This window comes from Halomonas shantousis (genome assembly GCF_054654615.1).
The window spans coordinates 3,519,475-3,535,591 of sequence record NZ_BAAIER010000002.1 but is presented as its reverse complement, the minus strand read 5'-3'; the positions used below and the strand labels follow the sequence as shown (position 1 = coordinate 3,535,591).

Genomic DNA, 16,117 nt, shown 5'->3' with positions numbered 1-16,117 from the left:
GCATGCTTTCTCTAAGACTAAAGATGGTTACGATTTTAGGATTAAAACAAACGTTTGCTCTTGACTTGATTCGGGCCATCGGCCAAAACGAAAGCACGTTCTTGCCCCATCCCGGGCAAGCGAGTACAAGCTTCCAGCTTACCTATCTGGATGAGGGGACATGACAATCATGCATAATAAAATCAACAAGCTTACCTTGGCGGTTGCGCTGGTCAGCAGCGGGTTCGCGGGGCAGGCGCTGGCCGGTGCCTTCCAGCTCAACGAGCAGAGCGTCAGTGGGCAGGGCTCTGCCTTTGCGGGGCGAACTTCCAACGTGACCGATGCCACGATCGTGTTCGGCAACCCGGCGGGCATGTCGTTTCTCGACCGTGCACAGCTGAGCGCAGGGGCGACGTATCTCGACGTCAACACCGATATCAAGAATGCTTCGGGAGCGCAGCCGGCAGTAACGGGAATCGGCGCGAACGGCCCAACGATCGGCCTCGTGCAGACCCGAGGCTCCAATGACGGCGATATGGTTCCCGGAACGGCGGTTCCATTCGGCTACTACGTCCAGCCTCTCAATGATCGCATGACGTTCGGCTTTGGCGTCTACGCCCCGTTCGGTCAGATCACCGACTATGAGAGCGGCTTCCAGGGCCGTTACTTCGGCAACAGGACCGAAATCGAAGTCATCACCGCCCAGCCGACGCTCTCCTACCGTTTCAATGATCAGTTCTCCGTCGGCGTCGGTGTCACCTACAACAGGATGGAGGGCCAGCTCGATTCACGTACACCCAATCCCTTGAACCCGACGACTGCCGGCGACGGTAGCGTCAAGATCGATGGTGACGACGAGGCATGGGGCTACAACATCGGCTTGATCTATCGGCCTATCGAGTCGACCACGCTGGGCCTGACCTATCGTTCCAAGGTCGAGTACGAGTTGTCGGGTGACATCGACTTCAGCAATGTCTACGGTATGCCGGCGGCTTACTCGACGTCGGGCTCGCTTGACCTGACATTGCCGGAAACCGTCGACTTCTCGATCACTCATAAACTGGACGATCGCTGGACGGTGATGGCCGGGGCTGCCTTCGTCCGCTGGAGCCGCTTCGACAAGATCGTCGTCGAGAACGAGGTTAGGCCGATCGAAGAGGCGCAAAGCTACGAGAACGCCTGGCAGTTCGCCGTGGGTGCCGCCTATCAGCTCAATCCGCAGTGGGTGCTACGCACCGGTCTGGCCGTCGACGAATCACCGATTCCGGATGACGCCCGTACCGTCCGTGTGCCGTCCACTGACCGTACCGCCGTCTCCTTCGGTGCCGGCTGGACTCCCATGCCGGACATGACCATCGATCTGGCCTACACCTATCTCTGGGAAGACACCGCACCGGTGAGCCAGACGGACGAAGAGAACGGCTATCACTACCAGGCCGACTACGAGAACTCCGCTCACGGCTTCGGCGCGCAGATGACCTATCGCTTCTGACCCTGCCGCACGCTGTTGCGTATCAAGAAAACCCGGCCTGGTGCCGGGTTTTTCGGGTTCTGGCGAACGGTTTGCAGCAGCATTGCTCAAGCGGCGTCGTTAATATCAGCGCACGCTCACGAAAGCCCGGATACCGTCGGCCAACTGCCGGCCCAGGCGCGCCAGCGTCTCGCCCTCGACCATGCCGATGCCCAACACCAGCCCGCGACGCGGGTCATCCTCGGCGCATACTGGGCTGAGAGGCTTGACCACCAGCCGGTAGTGATTGAGCAGATGGCGCGTGAGTCGAACGTCATCGATACCGGGCGTGAGCGTGACGCACAAGCTGATGGTGCCCGCCGGGGATGACACGTCGATAACGCCTGGCAGGTCCTTCAGCATTGCGTGCAGGGCCTGCTGGCGCAGTAGATAGTCACGATTGATGCGTCGACACCAGCGGTCCAGATCACCATCGGCCATGAATTGCGCCAGCACCGCCTGATCCAACATCCTGCCTTCGCGGAAGACTTCGCTGCGCACCCTATTGATGGCGCCACTGAGTGCCCGGGGGACGACCAGATATCCCAGTCGCAAACCCGGGAACATCAGCTTGGAAAACGAGCCGGCCAGAATGTGGTGGCCGGCTCCGGGATCAAACAGCAGGTCGCGATGGCGGGCGTCGAAGAATTCGTAGTCATCCTCGATGATCACCTCGGGGGCGAGCCTTTTCACCAGCTCGCGCTTGTCAGCCACCGGCATGGGCACGCTCAAGGGATAGTGGCGTGCCCCGGTCAGGTAGAGAAAGCGTGGCGCCGTCTGCTGGGCAGAATCGTGACGATAGCCCCGGCCGGGCTGCCAGTGGCACTGTTCGATTTCAAGGCCCGCGGCGCGAAAGACATTGCGCGCCCCCCAGTAGCAGGGGGAATCCATCACCGCGCGATCGCCGTGATCGGCCAACGCCAACGTGCACAGCTCCAGACCATGGTGGGTGCCGTCGGTGATGATGATCTGTTCCAGCGCACATTCTATGCCTCGCCAACGCTTGATAAATTCGGCAATGGCGCGCTTGAGTGGACCGTAGCCGCCGCTGGAGTAAGAGAGCAGCAGCGCGTTGTGAGGCACGGTCAGGGTGGAGTAGAGCTCACGCCAGCGGCGCATGGGAAAGCGGGCAATATCGGGAATGCCGGGCACAAAGGCGCCGCTTTGTATGACGCTGGCAGCCGCGCCTTCCAGGATACGTTGTGCCCGCTGTGACAGGGGCGCGGCCGGGGCATCAGGGGCGCTATCGGGGCTGACGGAGCGATGGCTCCAACTGCCGCGTCCATGCTGGGTGACCAGCAGGCCTTGCAGTTGCAGATTCTCCATGACGCTGGCCAGCGTGTTGCGTGCAAGCCCCAGCCGTACGCAGATATGGCGATGCGCCGGCAGGCGCTGGCCATCGGCCCACTGTGTCTCGATCAGCGTCACCAGCGCCTGCTCCAGACGTACCCGCTTATTCAACCGGCCGGGCTGGCACTGCCAGGCGGCTTCAATATCCGTCAGGGCCTCTTCGGCAGATCGCAGCATGACACCATCCGGGCGTGAGAAAAGCAGAGCGCAGAAGCGTCATTATGAGCTTGGCGGCGGCAAGTGGTCCACTTGAACGCATCAGTGGTCCATGTGCCCGTCCTGTGGGAGTGGTAGCGTGAGGGCAGGGAGACACAACACACGCAACAACACCCCTCCCAGGCCCTGAATGATCACAATAATTATGGATAAACCTATGCAGAGCTCAACCAAACCGCGTGAACTGGTACGCGTACTGGCACGGGTCGATGTGCTGGCACTCGCCTTTGGCGCCATGATCGGCTGGGGCTGGATCGTCCTGACCGGCAGCGCCATTCTCAATGCTGGCAGTCTCGGCGCCATTATCGCCTTCATCGTCGGCGGTATCGCCGTGCTGCTGGTCGGATTGACCTATGCCGAACTGGCGGCCGCCATGCCCAAGGTCGGCGGCGAACACGTTTATAGCTACCGCGCCCTGGGGCACTTTGCCTCCTTTATCTGTACCTGGAGCATCGTGCTGGGCTACGTCAGCGTCGTGTCGTTTGAAGCCGTCGCGCTGCCCACGGTGGTCGAGCAACTGCTGCCCGGCTACGACGTGGGACATCTGTGGACCGTCGCCGGCTGGGACGTCAAGGCCAGTTGGGTGGCGGTGGGCGTCATCGGTTCGCTGATCATGATGGCGATCAACTATGTGGGGATCACCACCGCGGCGTTGATCCAGAAGCTGGTGACCGGCCTGATTCTGGTGGTGGGTGTGCTGTTCATTACCGGTGCGCTCTTCACCGGCGAGGCGGCCAACATGGCCCCGCTTTTCAATCATGAGAGTAGTGGAGGCCTTGCTGGCGGCATCATGGCGGTACTGGTGATGGTGCCCTTTCTGTTCGTGGGCTTTGACGTCATTCCGCAGGCCGCCGAGGAGATCGACCTGCCGTTTCGCGATATCGGCAAGGTACTGATCACTTCGGTGCTGATGGCGGTGGCCTGGTACGCGCTGATCATTCTGGGCACCAGCCTGATGCTCAACCACGACGCGCTGGCGGCCAGCTCGCTGTCGGTGCCGGATGCCATGGCGGCGGTGGTGGGCAGCGTCTGGGGCAGCAAGCTGATGGTACTGGCCGGTATCGCCGGCATCATTACCAGCTGGAACGCCTTCTATATTGGAGGGTCACGAGCGATCTATGCGCTGGCGCATTCGGGCATGCTGCCGGCCTTTCTGGGCCGGTTGCATCCGAAGTACAAGACGCCTGCCAATGCCATCGTGATGATCGGGCTGCTGTCGACCATTGCGCCCTTTTTGGGCCGTCCGGCCATGGTGTGGCTGGTGGATGCCGGCGGGCTGGGCATCGTGATCGCCTACCTGTTTGTGGCGCTGTCCTTCATGGTGCTGCGCAAGCGGGAACCCGAGATGGAACGGCCTTTCCGTGTTGGCAGGGGCCGGCTGGTGGGGGCTCTTGCGGTACTGCTGTCGCTGGCCATGGTATGCCTATATCTCCCCGGCAGCCCATCTGCGCTGACCAGTATTGAATGGGGGGTGTTCGGTGGCTGGATGATGCTGGGGCTGGCGATGTATTTCTTCGCGCTCAATCGCTACGGGCGAGCGTTCAGTGACGAGATCATGCAGGGCGTTTTGCAGCGCTGACATCTGATACAAGCGAGGTTGTCGACATGCAGGATATTGAATTCAACGATCAGCGCGCCGCTGCCTTGATTGGTGAGCGCTGGATCGAAGGCGCTCAGCGTTTTGTCGTGAACAATCCGGCCACTGGAGAACGGGTGGCGGAAGTGGCCGATCTGGGCGCCGGCGAGACGCGCGAGGCGGTAGCTGCGGCTGAAGCAGCACTCGGCGCATGGCGCAAGACACCGGCCAAGGAGCGTTCACGCCTGCTGCGCCGCTGGTTTGACCTGGTGGTCGACAATACCGAGAAGCTAGCGCGGCTGATGACATGTGAGCAGGGCAAGCCACTGGCGGAGGCGCGCGGTGAGGTTGGCTATGGCGCCTCGTTTATCGAGTTTTACGCCGAAGAGGCCAAGCGCATTGCCGGTGAAACACTGCCGAGTCATGGTGCCGACAAACGCATTCTGGTGGTTCGTGAGCCCATCGGTGTCGTCGCGGCAATCACGCCGTGGAACTTCCCGCTGGCGATGATCACGCGCAAGTGCGCGCCGGCGCTGGCCGCCGGCTGTACAGTGGTGATCAAGCCGGCCGAATCAACACCGCTCACCGCGCTGGCGCTGGCGGCACTCGCGCTGGAGGCCGGTATTCCCGCAGGCGCCATTAACGTGGTCACCGCCAAAAGCCCGGTCGCCGTGGGCGAAGTGTTGACCACCGATCCGCGGGTGCGCAAGGTCTCCTTTACCGGCTCCACGCCGGTGGGCAAGAAGTTGCTGGCGCAGTGCGCCTCGACGGTCAAGAAGACCGCCATGGAGCTGGGCGGCAACGCACCCTTTATCGTCTTTGACGATGCCGATATCGACGCCGCCGTCGAGGGCGCCATCGCTTCCAAGTATCGCAACGCCGGCCAGACCTGCGTGTGCACCAACCGTTTTCTGGTGCAGTCCGGTGTGTATGACGCCTTCATCGAAAAGCTTGCCGCGCGGGTCCGCGAGATGAAGGTGGGTAACGGTCTCGAGAGCGGGACTCTGATCGGGCCGCTGATCAACCAGGCGGCGGTCGACAAGGTCAGTGCCCACGTCAGTGACGCGCTGGGCAAGGGCGCCCGGCTGATCGAGGGCGGCAAGCCTCATGCACTGGGGCACAGCTTTTACGCACCGACGGTACTGGCTGATGTCACGCCGGAGATGGCGGTGGCCCATGAAGAGACCTTCGGCCCCCTGGCGGCAGTGTTTCGTTTTGAACGGGATGAAGAGGCCATCGCCATGGCCAACGATACGCCATTTGGGCTGGCGGCCTATTTCTATGCCCGCGACTACAAGCGCATCTGGCACGTCATGGAAGCGCTGGAGTACGGCATGGTCGCGATCAACGAAGGGCTGTTGTCGACCGAACTGGCGCCCTTTGGCGGTATCAAGGAGTCGGGGCTGGGGCGGGAGGGTTCGCACCACGGTCTCGAGGAGTTTACCGAACTCAAGTATGTCTGCCTTGGCGGACTGTGACTCGTTGTACATCGAAGGAGATTGCGCATGAACAATAACGAGTTGAATGATCTAAAAAAACGCTATGTCGCCAACGGTGCGGCAAGCCCCGATGGGCATTTTGCCGACCGCGCCGAGAACGCCGAATTGTGGGACGCCGACGGCAAGCGCTTTATCGATTTCGCCGGCGGCATCGGGGTGCTTAATATCGGGCACCGCCATCCGAAGGTGGTCGGGGCGGTCAAGGCCCAGCTCGACAAGGTGATGCATACCTGCCAGACCGTCATGCCCTATGAGGGCTATGTGAAGGTGGCGGAGAAGCTCAGCCAGATCACGCCGGTGCGCGGTCACGCCAAGGTTATGCTGGCCAACTCCGGCGCCGAGGCGCTTGAGAATGCGGTCAAGGTGGCACGTGCCGCCACTGGACGTGCCAACGTCATCTGCTTCACCGGCGGCTATCACGGTCGTACCTTCATGACCATGGCCATGAATGGCAAGGTCGCGCCCTATCGGACGGACTTCGGCCCCATGCCGGGGCAGGTCTATCGTGCGCCGTATCCGGTCGAGGCGATCGGCGTCAGCGAGGAGGATGCGCTGCGCGGGCTGAGGATGACGCTCAAGACCGATGCCAACCCGAAGGATACGGCAGCGATCGTCATCGAGCCGGTACTGGGCGAGGGTGGTTTTCACGCCGCCTCCCCGAGCTTCATGAAAGCGCTGCGTGCGATCTGCGATGAGCACGGCATGCTGTTGATCGTCGACGAAGTGCAGTCCGGTTTTGGCCGTACCGGCAAGATGTTTGCCATCGAGCACACCGGCGTCGAGCCTGACATCATGACCATGGCCAAGAGCATGGGCGATGGCATGCCGATTTCGGCGGTTGTTGGCACCGATCACCTCATGGACGCCTCGGGCCCCAATTCTCTTGGGGGCACCTACACCGGTAGCCCGGTCTCCTGTGCGGCGGTACTGGCGGTGCTGGAAGTATTCGAGGAGGAGGATATCCTCGGCAAGAGCCAGGCGTTGGGCGAGAAGCTTGCCGCGCGCTTCGAACAGTGGCAGCAGTCGTTCTCCTGCGTGCGCAACGCCCGTCATCTGGGCGCCATGGCCGCCTTCGATCTGGTCGATGCCCAGGGCGAGCCGAACGCCGAGCTGGTCGGCAAACTGTGCAGCACGGCACGTGAGCGCGGATTGATCCTGCTTTCCTGCGGGCTCTACGGCAACACGATCCGCTTTTTGATGCCGGTGACCATCGGCGATGACGTGCTGAATGAAGGCCTTGACCTGATTGAGACGATGCTCAAGGAACTTGGGAGCTGAAAGCAGACCGCCGAAGAAAGCCTCCGCTATCGAGCTGCACTTGATCTGCACTCCGGAAATTGGTCAGCCAAGCCAACTTTCGGAGTGTTTTTGGGATGCTGCTTGCAGCGTGTTGCTCAAGCGGCGTCGTTGACGAAGGCCGCCCGCATCAGTTCCTGAGTGTAGCGCTGTCTGGGGTTGGCGAAGATCTCCTGCGTCGTGCCCTGTTCGACGACTTGCCCCTCCTTCATCACCAGCACGGTATCGGCGAGCGCACGCACCACCGCCAGATCGTGGCTGATGAACAGGTAGGTCAGGTCGTGCTTGCGCTGCAGCTCACGTAGCAGGTCGATCACCGTGACCTGGACCGAACGGTCGAGCGCCGAGGTGGGCTCGTCGAGCAGCAGGAATTCCGGCTTGAGCACCAGAGCGCGGGCGATGGCGATACGTTGGCGCTGGCCGCCGGAGAACTCGTGCGGATAGCGGTTGCGCATGGCCGGATCGAGTGAAACTTCCTCGAGCGCGGCGATCACCTGCGCCTCTCGCTGGCGGCGATTGAGCGCCGGATGATGGACGCGCAGGCCCTCGCTGATCACCTCGCCCACCGTTAGACGTGGCGACAGCGAGCCGTAGGGATCCTGAAACACCACCTGGAGTTTCGAGCGCAGTGGACGCATGCCGGCCTTGTCGAGCCGGGTGAGGTCGATGTCTTCGAAGCGGATCTCGCCCTGGCTCTTGAGCAGGCGCAGTAGCGCCCGGCCCAACGTCGATTTGCCCGAGCCGGATTCGCCGACGATGCCGACCGTCTGGCCGCGGCGGATGGTCAGGTCGATGCCGCGTACCGCCTCGAAGTACTCGTCTTTCTCGAACAGGCGCTTCTTGAGCGGGAAACGTACGTGCACGTCACGCGCCTCGAGCAGTACCGGCACGCCGTCGGGCACCGGCGCCTTGCTGCCATGCGGATCGGCGTCGATGAGCATACGCGTGTAGTCGTGGCGGGGGGTGGCGAACACCTCGCCGGTGATACCGCTTTCGACCAGTTCGCCCCGGCGCATCACACAGACCCGGTCGGCGAAGTGGCGCACGATCCCCAGATCATGGGTGATGAACAGGATCGCCATGCCGTAGCGCGCCTGAAGCGCCTTGAGCAGCGCGAGGATCTGCGCCTGGACGGTGACGTCGAGCGCCGTGGTGGGCTCGTCGGCAATCAGCAGTTCGGGCTCGCCGGCCAGGGCCATGGCGATCATCACGCGCTGGCGCTGGCCACCGGAGAGTTCGTAGGGGTAGCTGTCGACACGTCGGGCCGGTTCGGGGATGCCGACCTGCTCCAGCAGCTCGATGACACGGGTACGTGCCGCGCGGCCCTTGAGGCCCTTGTGCTTGCCCAGCACCTCGGCGATCTGGCGGCCGATCCGGTGCAGCGGGTTGAGCGAGGTCATCGGCTCCTGAAAGATCATCGAGATGGCATTGCCACGAATCTGGCGCATGCGCTGGGAGGTGGCCTGCAGCAGGTCCTCCCCCTTGAAGCGGATCGCGCCCGAAGTGGTGGCCAGCTCGGGCAGAAGACGCATGGCGGCGGTCGAGGAAACCGATTTGCCCGAGCCCGACTCGCCGACCAGGGCCACGGTCTCGCCGGCTCGGATGTCGAAGCTCACGCCCTTGACCGCGGAGACCCGACCGGCGGGCAGGTGAAAGTCGACCGTCAGGTTGTCGATTTCGAGTAGCGTGTCAGACATGTCGTTTCCTAACGGGTCTTGGGATCCAGGGCGTCGCGAAGCCCGTCGCCCAGAAAGTTGAGACAGAACAGCGTCACGGCGAGAAACGCCGATGGCACCAGCAGCATCCACGGTGCGGTTTCCATCATGTCCTTGCCCTCCGAGATCAGTACCCCCCAGCTGGTCAGCGGCTCCTGCACCCCGAGGCCCAGAAACGACAGGAAGCTCTCGAGCAGGATGACCTTGGGCACGGTGAGGGTGACGTAGACGATCACCGGGCCGAGAGCGTTGGGAATCAGATGGCGGGTGACGATGGCGCTGTCCTTGACACCCAGGGCATGTGCGGCCTCGATGAACTCACGCTGTTTCAGGGACAGTGTCTGGCCACGCACGATACGCGCCATGTCGAGCCACTCCACCGCGCCGATCGCCGCGTAGATCAGGAAGATGTTGCGCCCGAACACCACCATCAGCAGGATCACCAGGAACATGAACGGCAGCGAGTACATGATATCGACGAAACGCATCATGGCATTGTCGACACGGCCGCCGACGTACCCGGAAATGGCGCCGTAGAGCACGCCGATCACCAGGCTGACGAGGGTGGCGACCAGCGCCACCGACAGCGACACCCGGCCGCCGTAGAGCGTGCGCGTGAGCAGATCGCGGCCGTTGGCATCGGTGCCCAGCAGGTGGGCGCTCTCGATGCTCGGCGGTGCGGTGAAGGCCTCCCAGTCGACCTCGGCCAGGTCCCAGGGCAGAAAATAGGGGCCGGCGACACAGACCACCGCGATGACGACCAGCAGCACCAGGCTGACCATCGCCGCCCGGTTCTGCTTGAGACGCCGCCAGGCGTCTCGGCTGAGGCTCTCGCCGGCTATGGGATCGGGCTCGGCGGGCGGATTGGGGCCGCCGGCCGGCATGTTGCGACCGCTGTAAGGTGTGGTATCAGTCATGGCGCTCAGTCGTCATAGCGGATTTGCGGGTCGAGAGCGGAATAGATCAGGTCGACGATCAGGTTCATCAGCACGATCAGCGCGCCGTAGAACACCACCGTGCCCATCACCAGGGTATAGTCGCGGTTCAGCGCGCCCTGCACGAAATAGCGTCCGATGCCGGGGATGCCGAAGATCTGCTCGATCACCACCGAGCCGGTGATGATTCCGGCGACCGCCGGCCCCAGATAGGAGGTCACCGGCAACAGCGCCGGGCGCAGGGCGTGGCGCAGGATCACCTCGCGCTCGGAAAGCCCCTTGGCGCGGGCGGTGCGGATGTAATGGCTGCCGAGCACCTCGATCATGCTGGCGCGCATCATGCGGGCGATGTAGGCGATCTGCTGGATCGACAGGGCGATCACCGGCAGCACCAGGTTGGGGAGCGCGCCGCCGTTCCAGCCGCCGGCCGGCAGCCAGCCGAGCAGCACGCCGAACACCAGGGCAAGGATCGGGGCGATGACGAAGTTGGGCACCGCGATGCCGGCCAGGGCCGTACCCATCACTGCATAATCGGCCGCCGAATTGCGTTTCAAGGCGGCGATCACCCCCAACGGCAGGCCGATCAGCAGCGCCAGCGCGATGGCCAGGCCGCCGATCTCCAGGCTCACCGGGAAGCCTTGCAGGATCAACTCGGTGACCGAGAAGTCCTTGTACTTGAATGACGGGCCGAAGTCGCCGTGGAGCAGGTTGCCCATATAGCGCAGATACTGCATGGGCAATGGCTCGTCGAGATGGTAGGCCGCCTTGAGATTGGCCTCGATCTCCGGCGGCAGCTGGCGCTCGCCGTCGAAGGGGCCCCCCGGGGCGATGCGCATCAGGAAGAACGAGATGGTGATGACGATCAGCAGCGTGGGAATGGCCTGCAATAGCCGTTTCAGCGTATAGCTCAGCATGCGGCGCTGCCTCGCTCAGGATGGCGGTGGAGCAAGTTCTTAATCCTCGAGACGGATGTAGCGTAAGGGGTGAACGTCCATCGGCGTGCTTTGCCAGCCGCTCACCTTGGGCGAGACCAGATGGGCGCTCACGTAATCGTAGAGCGGCAGCAGGGCGTAATCGTCGAGCAGCAGCTGCTCGGCCCGGGTCATCAACGCGGCTCGACGCCCGGGGTCGAGCTCATGAGTGCTCTGTTTCACCAGTGTGTCAAACTCGGCATTGCGATAACCGCTGCTGCGATACGCCGAGCCGCCTTCGGCATAGGCATCGAGAAAATCGTAGGGATCGTTGACGGTGGCGACCATACCGTAGCGGGCGACCTGAAACTGTCCCTGGCCGATCGTCGAGTAATGTACCGCGGCCTCGGCGTTGACCAGTTTGACCTCGACGCCCAGCGGCTTCCACATCGCCGCCACTGCCACGGCAATCTTCTTGTGATCCTCCAGCGTGTTATAGCGTAGTTCGAGTTCAAACGGGTGCCCCGGGCCATAGCCGGCGGCCTGCAGCAGGGTTCTGGCGCGTTGCAGACGCTCCTCCATCGGCATGTCGGCGAACGTCATCCGTCCTGCGGTGCCGCCGGCGGTGGCGCGGGGCACGTACCCGTAGGAGGGCGTCTGGCCCATGCCCAGCAGCCGGTCTGTGATCACCTCACGGCGCACGGCGAGATTGAGCGCTTCGCGTATGCGGGCATCCGCCAGCGGCTGGCCGTCGCGAAGATTGAACATGTAGAAATATTCGGCGACCAGCGGCCCGACGCGCAGGGCCTCGGGCAGGTTGCGTGTAACCCACGCGAATCGCGAGGCAGGGACGCCGGAATAGGCGATGTCCAACGCGCCGGTGCGAAAGCGATTGAGCGCCGCGGTGGGGTCGTCGATGGGATAGAACACGGCGCCATCGAGCGCGACCGTGTCGGCGGCATAGAAGCGCGGATTCCTGACGACTTCGATTCGCGCCTGCGGTTGCCAGGAGTGCAGTGTGAAGGCGCCGCTCGAGACCATCCTGCCGGGCGCGGTCCAGTCATCGCCCGCGGCCTCGAGTGCATGCTCCGGCAGCGGCGAGGCCTCGCCCATCGCCAAGGCCTGGAGGAAATAGGCGGTGGGTTCGCGAAGCTCGATGACCAATGTCCTCGCATCCACGGCCGAGACCCCCAGGGCCTGCGGCGCTGCCTGGCCGGTATTCACCTCGCGCGCGTTCCTGATGGCGTAATACAGGTTGGCATTGTGGCTGGCGGTCGCGGGCGCGAGGAGTCGGCGCAGCGCGAACACGGCGTCCCCCGCGGTGATCGGTCGACCATCGGACCACTGCGCATCGCGCAGACGAAACGTGTAGACCCTGCCGTCGTCGCTGATCTGCCATGACTGCGCCAACCCCGGCACCAGCGTGCCATCCTCGGCGTAGCTGACCAGCCGCTCGAACAACGAGCGGGTGATGCGCGTTTCCCAGACACCGCTGGTCTTCTGCGGGTCCAGCGTGCCGGGTTCGGCATTGTTGCCGATATGCAGCGTGGCGGCGTGACCCAGCGGCGACACGGCCAGAGCTAGGGACAGGAGCGCAGCCGGCAATAGGCGGTAGTGGGACATGGCAGGACTCCGGAGGCTATCGCTCGTCGATTTTTCAGACAGAGCTTAGGGCGCGAACGTCACCCAGCGTGAGGGGTGGCGATCCATGGCGTTGTCCTGCCAGCCCTCGAGCTCGGGATTGACCAGGTTGCGCGTCACGTAGAACAGCAGGGGGATTACGGCATTGTCATTCATCGCCGTCTGTTCGGCCTGCTGCATGAGCGTTTCACGCTCGTCGGCATCGAGGGTCTTGGCAGCCTTGTCCATCAGTTCGTCGAACCGCTCGTCGTCATAGGCGCCGTAATTGTTGCCGACCCCACTGTGAAGCAGATTGAGGAAGTTCTCGGCGTCGTTGTAGTCGGCGACCCAGGCGGCGCGGGCGACGTCGAAATCACCCTCCTGAAGGGCCTGATAGTGAACGGTCGCCTCCGACTGCTGCATCTGCACCTCAACGCCGAGCGGTTTCCACATCGCCGCCACGGCAATGGCGATCTTCTTGTGCTCGTCACTGGAGTTGTAGCGCAGTGTCAGTGTCAACGGATGACCGGGACCGTAGCCGGCTTCTTTCATCAGTTGCTGGGCCTTGGCCAGGCGTTCGTCCATGGACATGTCCTTGAACGGGACCGGCTGGCGCTGATAGTGGTTCACCCCCGGCGGCACGAAGGCATAGGCCGGCAGGAAGGTGCCCGCCATGATCTGCTTGGCCAGGACATTGCGACGGACCACCAGGTTGAGCGCTTCGCGGACCTTGGGGTCGGCGGTCGGCGCCCCTTCCCGCTGATTGAGCACGTAATAGTAGTTGCCCAGGTAGGGGCCCATGTGGGTGGCCTCGGGCAGGTGTTCCTTGAGCCACTGGTAGCGGCTGGAGGGATACTCGCGCAGCACGTCCAGTTCGCCGGCACGGAAGCGCGAGATGCCGGCGTTGCGATCCTCGGTGGTGAAATAGTTGACCTTGTCGAGGCTGACCTGGTCGGCGTCGTAGTACTCGGGGTTCTTCTCGGCCGTGATACGCGACTGCGAAACCCACTGCACAGGATGGAAGGCGCCGTTGGTCACGATATGGCCCATGTCCGTCCAGTCCCTGCCGTATTCGTCGACCACGTGCTTGGGTTGGGGATAGGCGGTGTAGTGGGTCAGCAACTGGACGAAGTAGGGGGTTGCCTGCTCGAGGGTCACGCGGAAGGTACGGCCCTCGTCCAACGACTCGACGCCCAGGGCGTCGAGCGGCTGCTTGCCGGTGTTGACCGCCTTGGCGTTCTTGACCGGGTAGAGATTATAGGCGTACTTCGAGGCGCTCTTGGGATCGAGCAGGTGCCGCCAGCCGAACACGAAGTCCTCGGCGGTGACCGGCTCGCCGTCGGACCACCTGGCGTCGTCGCGCAGATGGAAGGTGTAGGTCAGGCCATCCTCGGAGACGTCCCAGTCGGTGGCCATGCCGGGCAGGACTTCGCCCTCGGCGCTTTCCTTGACCAGCCCCTCGTAGACATCCATGAGGATGTCGGACTCCCAGACCCCGCCGGAAACCTGCGAGGTATCGAAGGAGGCGAGTTCACCCATCTCGCCGATGTTCAGCGTCTGGGCAAATACCGGCGAAGCGAACAGCGCGCCGGACAGGGCCAGTGCGCTCAATACATGAGAGGAGGACGGCTTGAACATAGGATACAGGCTCCGACTTGTTGTTGTGGCGCGGCGTGTGAATGCATTCACAAAGGTGAAAACGAACGCACATTGTGCCCCGAATGCCTTACCTTCCCCCGTTCAACACAGTGTCGTCTAATGCAAATGCTCGATAGAGCGTTAGATTTTTTGCATGATGCTGGGCAAAAAGCGCACAAGACCGCACTTTCGATGTTAAAAATTTAACATTGAAACTTTAGTCCAGTACCGCTCGACGTTCATCGTGCTCTTATCCGTCATGTCCTTCGCTCAGGTGAATCCAGCGCGAGGGATGCATGTCCAGGGCGTTGTCGTGCCAGCCGCTGAGCGAAGGCGCCACCAGGTTGCGCGAGCTGTAGGTATAGATCGGTGTCAACGGGTAGTCGCCGAGCCCCAGCGACTCGGCGCGCTGCATCAGGTCGGCGCGCTTGCCGGCATCCCGCTCGTTGTCGGACTCGGCCAGCAGGGCATCGTATTTGTCGTTGTGATAGGCGCCGTAGTTGTTGGTCTCGGCGGACAGTAACTGCAGGAAATTCTGGGCATCGTCGTAGCTGGAGATCCAGGCGGCGCGGGCAACCTGGAAATCGCCTTCCATCAGATCGGCATAATGCACGTTGGCCTCGCTGTTGCGCAGTTCGACGTCCACGCCTAGCGGCTTCCACATCGCGGCGACGGCTACGGCGATGCGGCGATGCTCGTCGCCACTGTTGAAGCGCAGGGTCAGGGCGAGCGGATGGTCGGGGCCGTAACCGGCATCCTGCATCAGCTGGCGGGCACGGGCCATGCGATCCTCCATCGGCGCCTCCAGCCCCGGCTGCGACTGCGCCTGGTAGTCGCTGGTGCCCGGCGGTACCAGCGACGTTGCCGGCTCCACCGCTCCTTGAAGTAGCTTGTCGGCGATCACGTCGCGACGAATCGCCAGGCTCAGCGCCTCGCGGATGCGCGGGTCGGCCACCGGCGAGCCCTCGCGGGTATTGAAGACGTAGTAGTAAGTGCCCAGCGACGGGAACAGGTGGGTGGCGTCGGGCAGGATCTCGGTGAGATGTGAGTACTGCGCAGCCGGGTAGTCGCGCAGCACGTCGAGCTCGCCGGCGCGAAAGCGCTGGATGCCGGCGCTCTTGTCCTCCAGGGGATAAAAGGTGACGCCGTCGAGCGAGACGTTGGCGGCGTCATGATAGCGCGGGTTCTTGAGCGTCTTGAGCTGCGAATGCGAGACCCACTCGACTGGCTTGAAAGCGCCATTGACCACGATGTTCTCGGGACGGCTCCAGGCCTCGCCGTACTGTTCGTAAGCGTGCTGCGGGATGGGGTAGGCGAATGGCAGCACCAGGGTCTTGAGGAAGTAGACGGTGGGCTCGGTCAGGGTGATCTGCAGCGTCTTGCCGCCATCCACGGACTCGACGCCAAGGCTTTCCAGCGGTTTATCGCCGGCATTGATCGCCTGGGCGTTGACGATCGGGTAGAGACGGTGAGCGTAGTTGGACGCCGTGGCCGGGTCGACCTGATGGCGGTAGGCAAAGACGAAGTCGTTGGCGGTCAGGGGCGTGCCGTCGGACCAGGTGAGGCCATCGCGCAGATGAAAGCGGTAGGTGAGGCCGTCCTCCGATACCTCCCAGTCACTCGCGGCGCCGGGAATGATCTGGCCCTCGGCGTCGATGGCGATCGGTCCCTCGAAGATGTCGCGCATCACGTCCTCCTCCCAGACCCCGCCGGTAAGCTTGGCCGGACTGAGCGACGCGGGGTCACCGGAAATACCGACATCCAGCGTGGCGGCGGAGAGGGGGAGCGACGACAGGGCGATGGCCAGGCCGATGGCCCGGGCGCACGAGGTGGGCGCGAACATGTGAGATCCCTTCAGTGGGTAGCGTGAAC

The 16,117-nt window shown here is 63.0% G+C and carries 11 protein-coding genes; 4 read left to right on the top strand and 7 right to left on the bottom strand.

What is annotated here, in order from left to right:
* The first annotated feature begins 169 nt into the window (after positions 1-169).
* A complete protein-coding gene (locus ACYQ12_RS16660) occupies positions 170-1,471 on the top strand; it encodes an OmpP1/FadL family transporter (protein ID WP_459873922.1) in 1,302 nt (433 codons plus the stop codon).
* A 105-nt stretch (positions 1,472-1,576) separates the two neighbouring features.
* Here the strand turns inward: ACYQ12_RS16660 and ACYQ12_RS16655 are convergent, their stop codons facing one another.
* The gene (locus ACYQ12_RS16655; protein ID WP_459873920.1) at positions 1,577-3,016 is read right to left on the bottom strand and encodes an aminotransferase-like domain-containing protein; all 1,440 of its coding nucleotides are present in this window, start codon (positions 3,014-3,016) and stop codon (positions 1,577-1,579) included.
* Between the two features lie 196 nt (positions 3,017-3,212).
* Between ACYQ12_RS16655 and ACYQ12_RS16650 the strand changes: the two genes are divergently transcribed.
* The 3 genes from ACYQ12_RS16650 to gabT are packed head-to-tail and all read left to right on the top strand — an operon-like array spanning position 3,213 to position 7,408.
* Positions 3,213-4,634, top strand: a complete 1,422-nt coding sequence (locus tag ACYQ12_RS16650) for an APC family permease (protein WP_459873918.1) — start codon at positions 3,213-3,215, stop codon at positions 4,632-4,634.
* A 26-nt stretch (positions 4,635-4,660) separates the two neighbouring features.
* Positions 4,661-6,109, top strand: coding sequence for an NAD-dependent succinate-semialdehyde dehydrogenase (locus tag ACYQ12_RS16645; RefSeq protein ID WP_459873916.1), 1,449 nt, complete (start codon positions 4,661-4,663; stop codon positions 6,107-6,109).
* A gap of 27 nt (positions 6,110-6,136) precedes the next feature.
* Positions 6,137-7,408, top strand: coding sequence for a 4-aminobutyrate--2-oxoglutarate transaminase (gene gabT / locus ACYQ12_RS16640; RefSeq protein ID WP_459873914.1), 1,272 nt, complete (start codon positions 6,137-6,139; stop codon positions 7,406-7,408).
* Between the two features lie 116 nt (positions 7,409-7,524).
* Here the strand turns inward: gabT and ACYQ12_RS16635 are convergent, their stop codons facing one another.
* The 6 genes from ACYQ12_RS16635 to ACYQ12_RS16610 form a co-directional block, all read right to left on the bottom strand.
* Complete coding sequence (locus tag ACYQ12_RS16635) at positions 7,525-9,123, bottom strand: ABC transporter ATP-binding protein (RefSeq protein ID WP_459873912.1); 1,599 nt, start codon at positions 9,121-9,123, stop codon at positions 7,525-7,527.
* Positions 9,124-9,131: 8 nt separating this feature from the next.
* Positions 9,132-10,025 carry an ABC transporter permease gene (locus ACYQ12_RS16630; RefSeq protein ID WP_459874543.1) on the bottom strand — a complete coding sequence of 298 codons (894 nt, stop codon included), beginning with the start codon at positions 10,023-10,025 and terminating at the stop codon, positions 9,132-9,134.
* 38 nt (positions 10,026-10,063) lie between these two features.
* Positions 10,064-10,990, bottom strand: coding sequence for an oligopeptide ABC transporter permease OppB (gene oppB, locus ACYQ12_RS16625; RefSeq protein ID WP_459873910.1), 927 nt, complete (start codon positions 10,988-10,990; stop codon positions 10,064-10,066).
* 39 nt (positions 10,991-11,029) lie between these two features.
* Entirely contained in the window at positions 11,030-12,610 is a 1,581-nt protein-coding gene (locus tag ACYQ12_RS16620; RefSeq protein ID WP_459873908.1) for a peptide ABC transporter substrate-binding protein, read from the bottom strand.
* A 45-nt stretch (positions 12,611-12,655) separates the two neighbouring features.
* On the bottom strand, positions 12,656-14,245 hold the full coding sequence (locus ACYQ12_RS16615) for a peptide ABC transporter substrate-binding protein (RefSeq protein ID WP_459873906.1): 1,590 nt from the start codon (positions 14,243-14,245) through the stop codon (positions 12,656-12,658).
* 250 nt (positions 14,246-14,495) lie between these two features.
* Positions 14,496-16,088: a peptide ABC transporter substrate-binding protein gene (locus ACYQ12_RS16610; RefSeq protein ID WP_459873904.1), complete on the bottom strand. Its 1,593-nt coding sequence runs from the start codon at positions 16,086-16,088 to the stop codon at positions 14,496-14,498.
* Between the last annotated feature and the right edge of the window lie 29 nt (positions 16,089-16,117).

Bases quoted from the DNA above. Each gene is read 5' to 3' on its own strand.
- ACYQ12_RS16660 (WP_459873922.1), top strand. From the start codon at position 170: ATGCATAATAAAATCAACAAGCTTACCTTGGCGGTTGCGCTGGTCAGC.
- ACYQ12_RS16610 (WP_459873904.1), bottom strand. From the start codon at position 16,088: ATGTTCGCGCCCACCTCGTGCGCCCGGGCCATCGGCCTGGCCATCGCC.
- ACYQ12_RS16630 (WP_459874543.1), bottom strand. From the start codon at position 10,025: ATGCCGGCCGGCGGCCCCAATCCGCCCGCCGAGCCCGATCCCATAGCC.
- ACYQ12_RS16655 (WP_459873920.1), bottom strand. From the start codon at position 3,016: ATGCTGCGATCTGCCGAAGAGGCCCTGACGGATATTGAAGCCGCCTGG.
- oppB (WP_459873910.1), bottom strand. From the start codon at position 10,990: ATGCTGAGCTATACGCTGAAACGGCTATTGCAGGCCATTCCCACGCTG.
- ACYQ12_RS16650 (WP_459873918.1), top strand. From the start codon at position 3,213: ATGCAGAGCTCAACCAAACCGCGTGAACTGGTACGCGTACTGGCACGG.
- ACYQ12_RS16620 (WP_459873908.1), bottom strand. From the start codon at position 12,610: ATGTCCCACTACCGCCTATTGCCGGCTGCGCTCCTGTCCCTAGCTCTG.
- ACYQ12_RS16615 (WP_459873906.1), bottom strand. From the start codon at position 14,245: ATGTTCAAGCCGTCCTCCTCTCATGTATTGAGCGCACTGGCCCTGTCC.
- ACYQ12_RS16635 (WP_459873912.1), bottom strand. From the start codon at position 9,123: ATGTCTGACACGCTACTCGAAATCGACAACCTGACGGTCGACTTTCAC.
- gabT (WP_459873914.1), top strand. From the start codon at position 6,137: ATGAACAATAACGAGTTGAATGATCTAAAAAAACGCTATGTCGCCAAC.
- ACYQ12_RS16645 (WP_459873916.1), top strand. From the start codon at position 4,661: ATGCAGGATATTGAATTCAACGATCAGCGCGCCGCTGCCTTGATTGGT.